The sequence below is a fragment of the Desulfovibrio piger genome (assembly GCF_900116045.1).
Lineage (GTDB): Bacteria > Desulfobacterota > Desulfovibrionia > Desulfovibrionales > Desulfovibrionaceae > Desulfovibrio > Desulfovibrio piger_A.
Map to the genome: position 1 here is coordinate 1,592,501 of NZ_LT630450.1, position 14,512 is coordinate 1,607,012.

Here is a 14,512-nt window from a genome sequence, read left to right on the forward strand (position 1 = left end):
GAAGGTTCGGGCCTGCCGCGTTCCTGCCTGTCCCGGCCGGACGAACGTCCTTTCCGCGGGGGCGTCCCGTCCGCCGCGGCCACGGCCGAAGGCGACATGGGCACGCCGCGCGGCAGCAGCAGGGTATCCCCGGCGTAGATCTTCTTCTTTTCGGGGTTGGCGGCCTGGATGCGTTCCAGGGGCACGCCGCTGCGCTTGCTGATCCGGGCCAGGGAGTCGGACGAGGTCTGCACCCTGGTGGGACGCCAGTTGGCGAAGGCCGAGGCCGACGGCGAGCGCAGGAAGGCCTGGGCCTGGGCCTCGTTCTGGAGCGGCACATAGACGAAGGTGGAACGCTCGGTGGAGGAGATGGTCCGCTTGTGGTGCAGGTTGTAGCCCTGGAAGCTTTCCCAGCTCAGGCCGCAGGCACGGCTCAGGGCCATGAGGTCGGTACCGGGGCGGGCCGTCAGGCGCCGGACCGGGGCGGGCTTGTCCTGGTCCACGGGGGTGAAGCCCAGCTGGGGCAGGTTGCGCATGATCTTGCTCATGGCCAGGAAGCGCGGCACATACTGCACGGTCTCGGGCCGCAGGCGGGCTTTTTCGTCCAGCTTGTGGTTGCGTTCCACCACCTCATAGAAATTCCGGGCGCCGGTGCCTTCCTTGGCCCGGCTCATCTTGCCCTCACCGGCGTTGTAGGCGGCGATGGCCGTGGGCCAGTCGCGGAAATCCCCGTACAGTTTCTGGAGATAGTCGGCGGCGGCCTCGGTGGCGCGGTAGGGGTCCAGACGTTCGTCCAGCCACCAGTCCTGGGTCAGGCCGTACTTCATGCCGGTATAGGGCATGAACTGCCAGGCGCCCAGAGCCCCCACGCGGGATTCCGCATCGGGGCGGTAGCCGCTCTCCACCAGGGCCAGATAGGCCAGCTCCTCAGGCATGCCGCGCGAACGGAAGACCTTGCGGGCGTAGCCCAGATAAGGCTCGGCATTGCGGGAAAAGACGCTCATGGTCCCGCGCCCCTTGCGCAGGAAGTGCTTGTACTGCAGGACGACATCCGGCATGGAGGCCTTGTGGATGTCGCGGTCGATGCGGGCCGTGTTCTGGAAGGCGGCCAGTTCCGCAGGGGTCAGCGGCTCGCCGCCCTCGTCGCCGGGGATGATGAGGGACGGCATGGAAAGGGGCTGTCCTTTTTTCTGTTTGCTGCCGCAGCCGCCCGCCAGCAGCAGGCAAAAGGCCAGAACACAGAGCACCCCCAGACGTGCGCGGCCCCTGCCGGGCCAATCAGGAACGAACATGCTTACTCCCGTGCCCCCGGCTTGCCATGTGCCGGGAAGCTGCGTACACAAAAAAGGATCGGGACCTTTTCCCGGTCCCTCCCTGCAACAACGCCCCCAATCATGCCGGAGACGCCATGAATCAACCTTCCGAGACCCCGCTCCTGCCGGGCATGAAGCCCGTGCTGGAACTTTTGCGGACCGACCCGCAGCGCATCGACCTCGTCTTTTGCAAAAAAGGCCTGCGCACCCGGGATGCCCAGGACGTGCAGCAGCTGTGCCGCCAGAGCGGCGTGCGCTTCAGTCTGGTGGATCAGGCGGCCCTGGACAGGCTCTGCCGCGAGGCCGCCCAGCAGAACGGCAGCGAGGCCGCGCCGCTCAACCATCAGGGCGTGGTGGCGCGCCTGACGGCCACGGATTTCCGTGACCTGGCGGACGTGCTGCGGGCCGCGTCCGAAGCGCCCCTGCCGCTGGTGGTGGCCCTGGACCAGGTCCAGGACCCGGGCAACGTGGGCACCCTGTGCCGCACCCTGTATGCCCTGGGCGGCGCGGGCGTGATCCTGCCCCGCCACAACAGCGCCTATCTGGGCCCTGCGGCCCATCGCGCCGCTGCCGGGGCCCTGGAGCGCCTGCCCGTGGCCCGGGTGACCAACCTGGCCCATGCGCTGGACGAGGCCGAGGAGGCCGGGTTCAGCATCTACGGCGCGGGCTGCGGCCCCGGCGCCGCCGATGCCTTCGAGCATGCCATGCAGCTGCCCGCCGTCCTGGTGCTGGGCAATGAAGACAAGGGCCTGCGCCCCGGGGTGGCCAAACGCTGCGGCCGGATGCTGCGCATCCCGCTGGCACGCAGGTTCGATTCGCTCAACGTGGCCCAGGCAGGGGCCATCCTGCTGGGGCTGGCCGCCATGCGCCGCCCGGGATAGCAAACACAAGCCCCTGCGCCGCATGCTGGGGGAAAAATAGCTTGGCCGCCAACAGGCGTCAACAGGAAAGGCCGCCGACGGCGCGGCCGGCAAGGGAGTTCCCGCGGGAGCTCCCTTGTTTTTTGGCCCCTGCCGCCGGAAGAGTGCCTCTGTCCGCGTATGCCTTGACTTCCCTGCCGACAGCGATATTTTGAAATATATTTCAAATCAAGGATGTCCCATGCGACCGCAAAAATTGCGCCTCATCGCTGCCAAGCCCGCGTGCCGACGCTTCTCCCCTGACACAGGGCACGACGCGCCCGCCATGACGCTGGGCCTGGACATGCTGGAGGCACTGCGCCTGGCTGATGCCGAAGGGCTTTCGCAAGAAGAGGCCGCCCGGCAGATGAAGATTTCTCCGCCCACGTTCTGCCGCCTGCTGGCCGAAGCCCGCCGACGTGTGGCCCAGGCCCTTACCCGGGGGCTGCCCCTGGTCATGGAGGGCGGTCCCGTACGGCTGCGTTGCCAGCACCACAGGGGAGGAGAGGGCCCTCACGGCGGACACAGGCACGGGCAGCAGCCGGATGGGGCGACGCGGACGCCCGGGACAGCAGAGCAGACAGAGGAGCCGTGTCCTCCTGCCCGTCCGCGTGGCGGACACGGCTTTGGACATGGCAGGAGAGGCCGGACATCACGCTGATTTCCGGTCCGACGACGCACACCGGCGCAGGCGGCATGATGCCGTACAGGGGCGGCGCAAAGGAGCGACAGACATGCTCTGGACGAAACTCGGCATGGGCCTGCTGGGCATGGCAGGCAAGGGACTGGCCGGCAGCGGCCTTTTGCAGACTCTCAGCCAGGGGCTGGGCACCGGTAAAGGCGGCGGCTCCGGTAAAGGTATGGGATGCGGCAGAGGCGGCTCCCTGCACGGCAGCGGCATGAAGGGGAGCCGCAGCGGCAAAGACGGCAAGGGCTGCCGCCAGACGGACGCCCCGGCCCTTGATGAGCTGCTGACCGGCCTCCTGCAACGCCAGACCACCGTGGGCGAGACCGTACGCACCTTCCTGCCTGCCGCGTCTCCGCACGAGACCGGAGCGGAGACCATCGACGTGCAGGCCCTGCCAGCAGGCACCGCAGCATCGACGGCCGTGGACAGCGCGGATATGGAGGCCGCCATGCGTGCCCTGCTGGGGAGTATCCACCATTTCAGCGACGGACGTGTCCGCCTGCGTCATCCCCTGTTCCGGGAAAGCAGCACGTTCGGGGCCCTGTACACGCTGCTGTGCGAGGGGACCGGCATCCGGGAGGCCACATTCAACGCCGTCACCGGCTCCGCTCTGCTGACCTATGATCCCGGCCAAATGAGCCGCACGGAATTCCTGCAGCAGGCCCTGCCCCTGGGGGCCTGCCTGCTGGAATGGGAGGCCCGGCAGTCCTGATCTTGCCCGGGCCTGTCCCCGTCCCGGCGGCAGGCCTGCCGTACGGCCCGGTGATGCGGCAAGGTGACAACGTATAAAGCCACACCTGCTTTCTGCCCTCTTCGCTGCAAGAGGCTGCAGCTCACCACCTCCCCGCTCTGGACCAACACCATGGAATAAAAAAGGAGCCTGTCATGACAGGCTCCTCGCATATCCTCGTGATGGTCCGTCAGGCAGTGACCTTGGGCGGACGGGGGCCGAAGATGTCCGTACCTATGCGCACCAGGGTGGCCCCTTCGGCCACGGCCGCGGCAAAGTCGCCGGACATGCCCATGGAAAGATGGGGCAGCGGCAGGCCGGTGCGCGCCCGCAAGTCCTCGCGCAGGCGGTACAGGCGGGCAAAGTAGGGCCGCGCGGCCTCGCCCGCGTCGAAGACGGGCGGCAGGCACATGAGCCCCTGCAGCTCCAGATGGGGGCAGTGCGCCAGCACATGCTCCGCCAGTCCGGGCAGGGCATCGGCCATGATGCCGGCTTTCTGGGGCTCCTCGCCCACATTGATCTCGCACAGCACGGGCTGGACCACGTCCAGCGCGGCGGCGCGCTTTTCCAGCGCATCGGCCAGCTTGACGGAATCCAGGGTGTGTACCAGGGCAAAGGCCCCGGCCACCTGCGCGGCCTTGCGGCTCTGCACATGGCCGATCATGTGCCAGCGGATGTCACGGCATTGGGGCTGGTCCACCAGCTCCTGCCGTTTCTGCAGGGCTTCCTGCACATAGTTCTCGCCAAAATCCACCTGTCCGGCGGCAGCCACACAGGCCACGTCAGCGGCCGGATGCAGCTTGGAAACAGCGATCAGGCGTACCTCTTCCGGCGTGCGGCCGGCACGGGCGACGGCCTCGCCCAGCCGCTCCAGCACGGAACGGTAGCGTTCACGCAAGGCGGAATCATCCATCATCATGCTTTCCTCTACAGGGATTCGGCCCCCATGCCCAGCTCGCGCAGGAAGGCCGTGTCTTCCGTCCAGTTCTCCCGGACCTTGACCCACAGTTCCAGATGCACCTTGCCGCCGATGAGCTCGCGGATGTCCTGACGGGCCTCCATGCCCACCTGCTTCAGCACCGAGCCGCCGCGGCCGATGACCATGCCCTTGTGCATGGGACGGGCCACATAGATGACGGTGTGGATGATGGTCTGTTCACGCTCGGGGTCTTCTTCCCAGTTCTCCACCTCCACGGCGATGCCGTAGGGCACTTCCTGGCGCAGGTGCAGGAAGAGCTTCTCGCGCACGATCTCGGCGGCCATGAAGCGCACCGGCGCGGTGGAGATCTGGTCCTCGGGGAACTGGGCCATGCCCTCGGGCAGCTGCTTCTTGATGAGCCTGGCCAGTTCGGGCAGGCCGTCCTTGTTCAGGGCCGACACCGGGAAGATCTCGGCACGGGGCCACATCTCGTTGAGACGGGTCAGCAGGGGCAGCATGCGGCTCTTGTCGGCGAACAGGTCCACCTTGTTGGCCACCACCACCATGGGGCGCTCGTCGCTGGCCAGGGCCTCGGCCACGGGCGCCAGGTCCCGGTCCAGATATTCGGGATGGCGGATGTACAGGTGGGCGTCCAGCACGGGCATGATGACATCGGCCTGGCCGAGGCTCTGCCACACGGCCTGGATCATGGTCTTGCTCAGGCGGCCGCGCACCTGCGACAGGCCGGGCGTGTCCATGAAGATGGCCTGGGCATCGCCGTCCGTCAGGATGCCCACGATCTGGTTGCGGGTGGTCTGGGGCTTGGGCGTGACGATGGTCACCTTCTGGCCCATGAGACCGTTCAGCAGGGTCGATTTGCCGGCATTGGGCGGCCCCATGAGCGCCACCCAGCCGCAACGGTAGTTCTGACCGTTCATTGTCTTTCCTCGTATATATGTCATGAAAAAATGCGTGTCTGAGCCCTGTCTCCCATATCCGGCGCGCCTGGTCAAGCGCGGGGAAGGGGCGCACGGCCGCCGCGGGGCGGCGCATGACAGGGCGGGACGGGGATGACGGCGGCGGGGAAGGAGGCGGGGACGGCGGCGCCGTGACGGGGAGCGGACGGGGAAACGGGCCGGCACAGGCGGGGACGGCCGGGAGGGAAAGGGGCCTTGCGCGCATGATCCACGCGCCTGCCGCGCGGCCGGAGCCGGGCGCGGACGTCCGCGAGGCGGCCGTGCGCCCTGACGGAAAGGACGATGCCCCTGGGCTGCCGGAGCGGCAGGCATCAGAGCCGGGGGTCGTCCCCCGAAACCTTTCTGCCCGTACGGGCCTCCAGCCAGGCCCGGATGCGGGCATGGGAGGCGGCCCGCACCTGCTTTTTCTCTTCCATCATGCGGGCATCGGCCTGACGCAGCAGCACATCGGGCGGCACGGAACCGTCGTCCGAATCGGCCAGGCCGAAAGCAAGTTCCAGCGGCAGGCCGCCGCCGGCATTCCAGGCCTCCAGGGCCTTGCGGATGATGGCCAGGCGTTTGCGCACCACGCTGCCGGGACAGGAGAGCACCAGCACGAACTCGTCCCCGCCCAGACGCGCCAGACAGTCTTCCTGCCGGATATGCCGCGAAAGCTGCTGGGCCGCGGTACGCAGCAGTTCGTCACCGGCATGGTGCCCGAGATGGTCGTTGATCATCTTCAGGCCGTTGACATCGGCCATGAGGATGCACAGGGGGCCCCGGCGCAGGCGCAGCTGCTGCAGCAGCCCGTCCAGATGGTAACGGTTGTAGACACCTGTCAGGGAATCCACACGGATCTTCTCTTCCAGCACATTGCGGTCGTGCTGCAGGGAACTGATGTCCGTATGCATGCCCACGATGCGCAAGGCGTGTCCCCGGCTGTCCCGGCTGGTCACGCAGCCGCGCCCCAGCACCCACAGCCAGGAGCCGTCGGCCTTGCGGATGCGGTAGGTGCAGGCAAAGGAGTCCCCCTCCGCGGGAGACGCCGCCACCCGCATCTGCATGGTCACTGTCTTTTCGTAATCGTCAGGATGCACGGCGCGCGTCCAGGATTCCAGCTCGGGGGGGAAGGTCTCGGACGTGTGTCCCAGCATGGCCAGATAATTCTGGCTGTAATAGACCTTGCCGGTGGTGGCGTCCCAGTCCCACAGGCCGTCGCTGCAGGCATCCATGGCCAGCAGCAGGCGGTCGGCGCCGCCCACCGTGGCGGCCTTGCCCGCCAGGAAGGGCGCCAGACTGCCCGAGACCACCAGGGCCCGCCCGTCTCCATCCCGTTTCAGGACAGAGGCCGTCAGCAGCAGGGGCAGCTCTTCGGAACGGGAGGGCATCAGCAGCAGGGTCTGCCGTCCCGAACACAGGGGGATGTCCAGCCAGCGGCGCAGGCGCGCCAGTGTCCCCGCTGCCCGGTAACGGCGGCGCAAAAGGCGCAGGCCCCCCTTGTCCAGCGGCCCCGCCACGGGGCGCAGGCCCAGCAGGACGGCACCGCGGACGTCCAGCAGCAGGTCCCCTTCTTTCCGGGCATAGGTCCAGTAGCCGGCGTCGTCCCCCATCGACAGGGAAATGTCGTCCAGCAGGTCGATCGTGGCAAGGACCGTCCGCGGCCTGCCGTCGGCGCCGCACCGGATGACGTGCAGCGCCTCGCGGACCCGCCTGCCGTTGCAGGCATAGGAACAGGTCTGGCAGCCGGGGCTCTTCCCGGCCAGGACCATCTGGCGCTGGCGTTGCAGGGAACGGCGCTGGGGTTCCGGCAGCCGGTCCAGGAAGGCCGTCATGGTCTGCGGCGCCGTCTCCGGTGCCAGTCCCAGCAGGAGCAGGGCCGGCGAACAGAAGATGAGCCTGTCCGTCGGGAGGTGCCAGGTGAAACAGGGGGCGGAATGGGTAGGAAACGACACGGTCCCTCACTTGTTTCGGGGATGCGGAGCGTGGCATTACCCTATCATAAATTGATATAAAAAATCAACTTTGCGATATTTTCCTGTCCTGCCGGGCTGTTATCAAAAACTGTTATCACAGCCCCCGCCCCTGGGCCGCCTCATCGGGATAGAGGCTTTCCATATGGGCCAGGAAGGAGGCGTAGCGGTCCTCCAGGATGGCCCGGCGCGCCTGCCTGACCACGTTGAGGAAGTAGGTCAGGTTGTGCAGGGAGTTGAGGCGGAAGGCCAGCAGCTCCTTGCTGACGTACAGATGGCGCAGATAGGCACGGGAGAAGGTCCGGCAGGTGTAGCAGTCGCAGGCCGGATCCAGGGGGCTGTCGTCCTCGGCGTAGTCCCTGCGCTTGATGTTGATCTTGCCCAGCGAGGTATAGAGCGTGCCGTTGCGCGCGTTGCGGGTGGGCAGCACGCAGTCGAACATGTCGATGCCGGCATTGATGCCGTGGGCGATGTCCAGGGGCGTGCCCACGCCCATGAGGTAGCGGGGCTTGTCCTTGGGCAGCCGGGGCGCCACTTCGTACATGAAGTCGTAGAGCATGTGCTTGCTCTCGCCCACCGAAAGGCCGCCGATGGCGAAGCCGTCGAAATCGTGGCAGCACAGCTCCTCGATGGAGCGCTGGCGCAGGTCCTTGAAAAAACCGCCCTGGGTGATGGCGAACAGCAGGTTCCGGCCGCTGCCCTGCGGATAGGCCGCACGGGCGCGCAGGGCCCAGCGCGTGGTCAGGGCCAGGGACTTTTCCGTGTAGGCATAGTCCGCGCCGTAGGGCACGCATTCGTCCAGCACCATCATGATGTCGGAATTGAGGTTGCGCTGGATGCCCACCACGCTCTCGGGCGTGAACAGATGCCTGGAGCCGTCCAGATGGGAACGGAACTCCACGCCTTCCTCCCGGATCTTGCGCAGGGAGCTCAGGCTGAAGACCTGGAAGCCGCCGCTGTCGGTGAGGATGGCGCCGGGCCAGGAGGCAAAGCCGTGCAGGCCGCCGTGCCGGGCCACCAGCCCGTCCCCGGGGCGCAGGTAAAGATGGTAGGTGTTGCCCAGGATGATGGGCGCGCCGATGGCGGCCAGATCGTCCGGCGCGATGGCCTTGACCGAGCCCACGGTGCCCACGGGCATGAAGATGGGCGTGGGGATGACGCCGTGCGCCGTGCGCACCAGACCGGCGCGGGCCGCATTGTCGCTGTGTTCGAGTGTATAGACGGATTGTGTCATGGCGGGCAGACTAGCCGGATGGACGCGGAAAGACAAGCCATCCGGCCCTGTGATTTTTTGCCTGACATACCAGGGTGTTGCCGGAATCATGACAGACTTTTCTTGTGCCTGCCGGACAATGCTGCTATGCTTTCCCCCTGTTTTTCATCCGAGGAGCCGTCATGAGCTGCACTTTCACTCCTTCCCGCTGTCATATCCGCCTGGGGGCCCTTGTCCGCAACTTCAGCCGCATGGGCCGGCCCGGCAGCCTCATGCCCGTCATCAAATCCGACGCCTACGGCCACGGCATGACCGAAGTGGCCCACGCCCTGGACGCCGCCGGCGCCCGCCACTTTGCCGTGGGCACCGTGGCCGAAGGGGCCTGCCTGCGCCAGGACGGCCTGGCCCAGCTCATCCTGCCCCTGCTGGGCTGCCTGGACGATGAGGACTGGCAGCAGGCCAGTGCCTGCGGCCTGACGCCCCTCGTCACCGGCTTCGAGGCCCTGGAAAAGGCCGCCGCCCTGGGCAACCCCGCCGACCCCTGGGGCGTGGCCATCAAACTGGACACGGGCATGAGCCGCCTGGGCTTCGGCGCGGAAGACATCCCGGCCCTGCTGGAACGCCTGCGCGCCTGCCCCGGCCTCAAGCCCATCCTGGCCGTCTCGCACTTCCCCTGTGCCGACATGCCGGAAAAGGAAGATTTCACCCGCCGCCAGCTGGAAAAGTTCACGGCCATGACCGACAGCCTGCGGGCGGCCTACCCGGAGCTCAGGCGTTCCCTGGCCAATTCGGCCGGGACCATGGGCTGGCCCGGGAGCCGCTTCGAGCTCTGCCGCCCCGGCTTCTCGCTCTATGGCGGCAACCCCTTCCGGGGCACGGCCTGGGAAGGACGCGGCGCGGGCCTGGAACCCGTCATGGAAGTGAGCGCCCCCCTGCTGCAGGTGCGCCACCTCAAGCCCGGTGAAGGCATCTCCTACGGGCAGACTTTCATCGCCCCGCGCGAGATGCGCGTGGCCGTGGTGGGCGCGGGCTATGCCGTGGGCTATCCCCGCGGCGCCTCCGGCCGCATCCATGTGCTGGTCAACGGCCGCCGTGCGCCCCAGGTGGGCCGCATCTGCATGGGCATGTTCATGGTCGACGTCACGGGCCTTCCGGCGCGCGCCGGTGACACGGCCTGGCTGCTGGGCGGCCCTGCCGCGCCGGGCGAGACGCCCGTCGGCATCGACGAGCTGGCCGGAGCCTGCGGCGGCTTCGCCTACGAGCTGCTCTGCCTGCTGGGCCAGGGCAGCCCGCGCGTGTACCACAAATAGGGCGGGAGCGCGGCCCCGGCGCAGCGTGCCCGTCCCTCACGCGGGGCAGGCCTGCCCGTGGCCCGCGGGAACGGTCCCGCGGCCGCCCCCAAAAAGATTTTTCCGCCGCTTTTGCGGCCGAAAACTTGACAGACGCGCCGCTTGCGGCTATAGAGCGTCTTCCCTTGCTCGTACCAGAGGGGTACGGGCTGTCAGTCCAAAAGGAGATAACCATGCGGAAATTCGAAACCCTGCTCCTCCTTTCGCCGGAGCTGTCCGCCGAGACCCGTGAGGGCATCCTGACCGCCCTGACCGGCGTGGTGGAACGCGAAAACGGCGTCATGGAAGAAGTGGATCACTGGGGCATGCGCGATCTGGCCTACCCCGTGCGCAAGCAGATGCGCGGCTACTATGTGCGCCTCGTGTACCAGGCTCCCGCCGAACTGGTGGCCGAACTGGAACGCAACGTGCGCATCACCGACGGCATCTTCAAGTTCGTGACCGTCAAACTGGCTGAAGAAGTGGAGGTCGCGTAATGGCTTTCAAGAAGAAGTTTGCCCCCCGTCGCAAGTTCTGCCGCTTCTGCGCGGACAAGGATCTGCCCCTGAACTACAAGCGCCCCGACATCCTGCGCGACTTCATCACCGAACGCGGCAAGATCATCGCCCGCCGCATCACCGGTACCTGCGCGCACCATCAGCGCCTGCTGACCCGCGAGATCAAGCGTGCCCGCCAGATGGCCCTGCTCATCTACACCGCCACGCATGATTCCACCGTCAAGAAAAAGAGCATGATCTAAGGAGGCGCACATGAAACTGATACTCCGCGCCGACGTGGAAAATCTCGGCAACCTTGGCGACGTCGTCACCGTGAAGCCCGGCTACGGCCGCAACTTCCTGCTGCCCCAGGGCCTGGCCATGGTGGCTTCCGAAGCCAACATGAAGGCCTTTGAACTGGAACGCAAGAAGCTCCAGGAACGCATGGACGCCCTGCGCGCTGACGCCCAGGCCCTGTGCGCCAGGCTGGAAGCCCTGGAAGTCGTCATCCCCATGCATGTGGGCGACAACGACAAGCTGTACGGCTCCGTGACCAGCAGCATCATCGGCGATGCCCTGACCGCTCTGGGCGTGGATGTGGACCGCCGCCGCATCCTCATGGACGCCCCCATCCGTACCCTGGGTGAACATCCCGTGCGCGTGCGCCTGCACGCCAGCATCGTGGCCACCGTGCCGGTGAAGGTCATTTCCGACCATCCCGTGGTGGAAGAAGAAGCCCAGCCCGAAGCCGAAGCCGAAGCTCCCGCCGCCGAAGCCGAATAAGGCAGGCGTCGGCCTTCCGGCCCCATGCTGACCGAAGCCCCGCTCGACGAGCGGGGCTTTTTTCGTGCCCGCGGCCGTCCCCGGCCCCTGCCCGCGGGACGCGGCCCCGTGATTGACAGTCCCGTGCGCACACCGTATCCCTGTCAGGCAACATCCCTCATCCCGAACCCGCGAGATCATCATGGCCAGCAACGAATCCTTCGGCCCCGCTTCCGCCCAGCCCTCCCGCCCGTCCGGCGCGCCCCGCAGCCCCGAGACCGGCGACCGCGCCCGCAACGCGGAGAACGACCTGCTGCGGCGCGTGCCGCCCCACAGCCCCGAAGCCGAACAGGCCGTGCTGGGCGGCATCCTCATGCGGCCCCAGCTCATGCACGTCATCGTGGACCTCATCGCCGACACGGATTTCTATCTGCCGGCCCATGCCACCATCTTCCGGGCCTTCCTGGACCTGTACCGCAAGAGCGCGCCCATCGACCTCATCTCCACCGCCGAACAGCTCAAGAGCAGCAATGCCCTCGAAGAGGCCGGCGGGGCCGTCTATCTGGCCGACCTGGCCCAGGCCGTGGTCTCCGGCGCCAATGCCGAATATTACGCCACCATCGTGCGTGACAAGTCCCTGCAGCGCGGCCTCATCAATGCCTGCTCGTCCATCATCAGCAACTGCTACGACGCCTCGCGCGAGGTGGGCAGCCTGCTGGACGAGTCCGAACAGGCCGTGTTCGCCATCTCGCAGCGCACCACGGGCCGCGACTTCACCGGCGCCCGCGAGCTGGTGGACAGCGTGTTCGAGAACCTGTCCAAACTGGCCGACTCCCGCGACGTCATCACCGGCGTCACCACCGGCTACAGCCGCCTGGACAAGCTCACCGCCGGGCTCCAGCCCTCGGACCTCATCATCGTGGCCGCCCGGCCCAGCATGGGCAAGACGGCCTTCTCGCTCTGCATGGGCCTCAATGCCGCCATCCGCCAGGGCGTGCCCGTGGCCGTGTTCTCGCTGGAAATGAGCAAGGAGCAGCTCATGCAGCGCATGCTGGCCGTGTGGGGCAAGGTGGACATGTCCAAGCTGCGCCGCCCGGCCCTGCTCAACGACGCCGACTGGAGCAACCTCTACGCCGCGGCCGACGTCATCTCGCGCGCGCCCATCTACATCGACGACACCCCGGCCCTGACCACCCTGGAGCTGCGCGCCCGCGCCCGCCGCCTCAAGGCCGAAAAGGGCCTGGGCCTGGTCATCGTGGACTACCTCCAGCTCATGCGCACCAGCCGCCGCACCGACTCGCGCGAGCTGGAGATCTCGGACATCTCCCGCTCCCTCAAGGGCCTGGCCAAGGAGATGAACGTGCCCGTGGTGGCCCTTTCGCAGCTCAACCGAAAGGTGGAGGAGCGCGGCGACAAGCGCCCCATGCTCTCGGACCTGCGCGAATCGGGCGCCATCGAGCAGGACGCCGACGTCATCATGTTCGTCTACCGCGATGACGTGTACAAGTTCACCAAGCCCGCCGACCGGCCGGTGCAGGGCATCGCCGAGATCATCATCGGCAAGCAGCGCAACGGTCCCGTGGGTGTGGCCGAGCTGCTCTACATGTCTCCCTATACGGCCTTCGAGGACCTGGCCCCCGACTGGGCCCCCTCGGAAACGCCGCAATAGACGGGATGCCCCCGCCGGGGAAAGGCCCCGTTATCCCGGGGGCCCCGCGTGGCCCCGGCGCCGTCCCTGCCCCGTGGCGCAGCGGCCTGCGCCGCCCTGTTTTCCCCCTTTTCCGGCGCTTCCCCCTCCGGGCGCGCGCTGTTCCCTTCCCGGTGCGAGGTTGTGCGCTCAACCAGCATTTTTCCAGCCATCCCGGCACCTTTGGACAAAGAAAAAACATTTTGTGAAAAAAAACGCGAACAGCGGTCCATTCCCCTCTTCTTTGCCTGATAATTCAGCCTGTTCGCCCTCCCGGACGGCCCCGGAAACCAGGGGAAAAAAAACGGAAAATCAAGAAATAACGGACTTTTTTCGCCAGTCTGCGTTGACAAGCCCCGCAAAGCATGTTTCTGTTTTCTCAAGTGCTGCAGGTCTTCAAGCTGTTTTGGGGATCACATGCGGTGTGTCTGTCACTTTCGAGAGGGTGTTTTTTCATGTCCAAGTCCATCTATGTTGGGAACCTCCCCTGGGCCGCTACTGAAGAACAGGTGCAGGATCTTTTTGCCGAATACGGCAAAGTTCTGTCGGTGAAACTGGTCAGCGACAGGGAAACCGGCCGTGCCCGCGGCTTCGGCTTCGTGGAAATGGAAGACGGTGAAGCTCAGGCTGCCATCGAAGCTCTGGATAACTACAGCTTTGGTGGTCGCACCCTTCGCGTCAACGAAGCCAAACCCCGCGCCCCGCGTCCTCCCCGCTACTAGGGATTTCCCGCGGACATAAGAAACGCCCCGGGTGCATCGCTTCCGGGGCTTTTTTTGTCGGCGAAGGACGGGGACGGACACCCCCGGAAACAGCACACCCCGCCACCGCCCGGCGCACGGGCGGGCCCCTGCCCGCCTTGCCGAGCGCGGCAAATTCTGCCATGATGCGAAAGACGTGCCGGAAGTACCGCACGAAGCAATCTTAATGAGGAGGCTTGCATGCTCAATCCCAAACAGTGTGTTCTCTACAGCGGCGGCGCTGCCGGGACCGAACAGTTTTTCGGCGCTCTGGCCGAAGGCTGGGGCATCGAAGAAGTCAACTACAGCTTTGAAGGTCATCAGATCGAGCGCAAGCGCGGCGTGCGCGTGCTTACCTCCGAAGAGCTGGCGCTCAAGGACGTGAGCCTGACCTACGTCTCCAAGCTCATGAACCGCGAATATACCCGCGCCCCCATCTTCCGCAAGGTGCTGCAGTCCATCTGCTGGCAGGTCAGCAGCGGCAACCAGGTCATCGTCATCGGTGCCATCCAGCCCGACAACACCGTCAAGGGCGGTACCGGCTGGGGCGCCGAATTCGCCAAGATCTGCAACAAGCCCCTGCTGGTGTTCGACCAGCCCAAGAACGGCTGGTTCACCTGGAACAAGGAAGTCTGGGCCCCGGTGGAAAAACCCGTCATCGAGCATGCCCACTTTGCCGCTACGGGCACCCGCTTCCTGGAAGACAACGGCCGCGATGCCATCCAGGACCTCTTCGCCCGCTCCTTCAACCGTTAAGCCGCGCGCAGCCCAGGCTGCCGGGCCTTTTTCGGGCGCATCCGCCGCGCTTTCACAGGCGCGGCGTTTTGCGTC

15 protein-coding genes (1 of these 15 only partly in view) are annotated in these 14,512 nt (G+C 66.5%); 10 read left to right on the plus strand and 5 right to left on the minus strand.

All coding sequences use genetic code 11. The features are described 5' to 3' along the window. Positions 1-1,271: the 5' portion of a lytic transglycosylase domain-containing protein gene (locus DESPIGER_RS07360; RefSeq protein ID WP_072335012.1), read on the minus strand. Its footprint begins 373 nt before the window's first position; only the first 1,271 of its 1,644 coding nucleotides appear in the window; the start codon lies at positions 1,269-1,271; its stop codon lies beyond the left edge, outside the window. A 116-nt stretch (positions 1,272-1,387) separates the two neighbouring features. Here DESPIGER_RS07360 and DESPIGER_RS07365 point away from each other — a divergent pair, with 116 nt between their 5' ends. The 3 genes from DESPIGER_RS07365 (at position 1,388) to DESPIGER_RS07375 (ending at position 3,591) form a co-directional block, all read left to right on the plus strand. Beyond that, a complete protein-coding gene (locus tag DESPIGER_RS07365) occupies positions 1,388-2,173 on the plus strand; it encodes a TrmH family RNA methyltransferase (RefSeq protein WP_072337625.1) in 786 nt (261 codons plus the stop codon). A gap of 220 nt (positions 2,174-2,393) precedes the next feature. Then, positions 2,394-2,852: a DUF134 domain-containing protein gene (locus tag DESPIGER_RS07370; RefSeq protein WP_072335015.1), complete on the plus strand. Its 459-nt coding sequence runs from the start codon at positions 2,394-2,396 to the stop codon at positions 2,850-2,852. 73 nt (positions 2,853-2,925) lie between these two features. Then, positions 2,926-3,591 (plus strand): hypothetical protein, encoded by a 666-nt coding sequence (locus DESPIGER_RS07375; protein WP_072335018.1) that lies wholly within the window; start codon positions 2,926-2,928, stop codon positions 3,589-3,591. Positions 3,592-3,799: 208 nt separating this feature from the next. Here DESPIGER_RS07375 and DESPIGER_RS07380 read toward each other — a convergent pair whose 3' ends face one another. The 4 genes from DESPIGER_RS07380 to tgt all read right to left on the minus strand — a co-directional run bounded on the left by DESPIGER_RS07380 (position 3,800) and on the right by tgt (position 8,688). Beyond that, complete coding sequence (locus tag DESPIGER_RS07380; RefSeq protein WP_072335021.1) at positions 3,800-4,525, minus strand: YggS family pyridoxal phosphate-dependent enzyme; 726 nt, start codon at positions 4,523-4,525, stop codon at positions 3,800-3,802. Positions 4,526-4,536: 11 nt separating this feature from the next. After that, entirely contained in the window at positions 4,537-5,466 is a 930-nt protein-coding gene (gene era, locus DESPIGER_RS07385) for a GTPase Era (RefSeq protein WP_072335025.1), read from the minus strand. Positions 5,467-5,816: 350 nt separating this feature from the next. Then, entirely contained in the window at positions 5,817-7,436 is a 1,620-nt protein-coding gene (locus DESPIGER_RS07390; protein WP_072335028.1) for a sensor domain-containing diguanylate cyclase, read from the minus strand. 115 nt (positions 7,437-7,551) lie between these two features. Beyond that, positions 7,552-8,688, minus strand: a complete 1,137-nt coding sequence (tgt, locus tag DESPIGER_RS07395) for a tRNA guanosine(34) transglycosylase Tgt (RefSeq protein ID WP_072335031.1) — start codon at positions 8,686-8,688, stop codon at positions 7,552-7,554. Positions 8,689-8,849: 161 nt separating this feature from the next. On the opposite strand from tgt, the gene alr reads away from it, so the two are divergent. From alr to DESPIGER_RS07430, 7 genes are all read left to right on the plus strand, one after another. Continuing rightward, positions 8,850-9,977: an alanine racemase gene (gene alr, locus DESPIGER_RS07400; protein ID WP_072335034.1), complete on the plus strand. Its 1,128-nt coding sequence runs from the start codon at positions 8,850-8,852 to the stop codon at positions 9,975-9,977. 212 nt (positions 9,978-10,189) lie between these two features. Then, the gene (rpsF, locus tag DESPIGER_RS07405; RefSeq protein WP_040370053.1) at positions 10,190-10,492 is read left to right on the plus strand and encodes a 30S ribosomal protein S6; all 303 of its coding nucleotides are present in this window, start codon (positions 10,190-10,192) and stop codon (positions 10,490-10,492) included. Further along, a complete protein-coding gene (gene rpsR, locus DESPIGER_RS07410) occupies positions 10,492-10,755 on the plus strand; it encodes a 30S ribosomal protein S18 (protein ID WP_006008972.1) in 264 nt (87 codons plus the stop codon). The genes rpsF and rpsR overlap by 1 nt, the downstream gene beginning before the upstream one ends. A 10-nt stretch (positions 10,756-10,765) precedes the next feature. Then, positions 10,766-11,275, plus strand: coding sequence for a 50S ribosomal protein L9 (gene rplI / locus DESPIGER_RS07415; protein ID WP_072335037.1), 510 nt, complete (start codon positions 10,766-10,768; stop codon positions 11,273-11,275). Positions 11,276-11,456: 181 nt separating this feature from the next. After that, positions 11,457-12,923, plus strand: a complete 1,467-nt coding sequence (dnaB, locus tag DESPIGER_RS07420) for a replicative DNA helicase (protein ID WP_231927544.1) — start codon at positions 11,457-11,459, stop codon at positions 12,921-12,923. A gap of 473 nt (positions 12,924-13,396) precedes the next feature. Beyond that, on the plus strand, positions 13,397-13,663 hold the full coding sequence (locus DESPIGER_RS07425; protein WP_006008963.1) for an RNA recognition motif domain-containing protein: 267 nt from the start codon (positions 13,397-13,399) through the stop codon (positions 13,661-13,663). Between the two features lie 219 nt (positions 13,664-13,882). Continuing rightward, positions 13,883-14,437: a hypothetical protein gene (locus DESPIGER_RS07430; RefSeq protein ID WP_072335040.1), complete on the plus strand. Its 555-nt coding sequence runs from the start codon at positions 13,883-13,885 to the stop codon at positions 14,435-14,437. The last annotated feature ends 75 nt before the right edge of the window (positions 14,438-14,512 follow it).

Excerpts from the sequence above, each read along its gene's own strand:
- DESPIGER_RS07365 (WP_072337625.1), top strand. The coding sequence starts at position 1,388 with ATGAATCAACCTTCCGAGACCCCGCTCCTGCCGGGCATGAAGCCCGTG.
- DESPIGER_RS07370 (WP_072335015.1), top strand. The coding sequence starts at position 2,394 with ATGCGACCGCAAAAATTGCGCCTCATCGCTGCCAAGCCCGCGTGCCGA.
- DESPIGER_RS07375 (WP_072335018.1), top strand. The coding sequence starts at position 2,926 with ATGCTCTGGACGAAACTCGGCATGGGCCTGCTGGGCATGGCAGGCAAG.
- DESPIGER_RS07380 (WP_072335021.1), bottom strand. The coding sequence starts at position 4,525 with ATGATGGATGATTCCGCCTTGCGTGAACGCTACCGTTCCGTGCTGGAG.
- era (WP_072335025.1), bottom strand. The coding sequence starts at position 5,466 with ATGAACGGTCAGAACTACCGTTGCGGCTGGGTGGCGCTCATGGGGCCG.
- tgt (WP_072335031.1), bottom strand. The coding sequence starts at position 8,688 with ATGACACAATCCGTCTATACACTCGAACACAGCGACAATGCGGCCCGC.
- alr (WP_072335034.1), top strand. The coding sequence starts at position 8,850 with ATGAGCTGCACTTTCACTCCTTCCCGCTGTCATATCCGCCTGGGGGCC.
- rpsF (WP_040370053.1), top strand. The coding sequence starts at position 10,190 with ATGCGGAAATTCGAAACCCTGCTCCTCCTTTCGCCGGAGCTGTCCGCC.
- rpsR (WP_006008972.1), top strand. The coding sequence starts at position 10,492 with ATGGCTTTCAAGAAGAAGTTTGCCCCCCGTCGCAAGTTCTGCCGCTTC.
- rplI (WP_072335037.1), top strand. The coding sequence starts at position 10,766 with ATGAAACTGATACTCCGCGCCGACGTGGAAAATCTCGGCAACCTTGGC.
- dnaB (WP_231927544.1), top strand. The coding sequence starts at position 11,457 with ATGGCCAGCAACGAATCCTTCGGCCCCGCTTCCGCCCAGCCCTCCCGC.
- DESPIGER_RS07425 (WP_006008963.1), top strand. The coding sequence starts at position 13,397 with ATGTCCAAGTCCATCTATGTTGGGAACCTCCCCTGGGCCGCTACTGAA.
- DESPIGER_RS07430 (WP_072335040.1), top strand. The coding sequence starts at position 13,883 with ATGCTCAATCCCAAACAGTGTGTTCTCTACAGCGGCGGCGCTGCCGGG.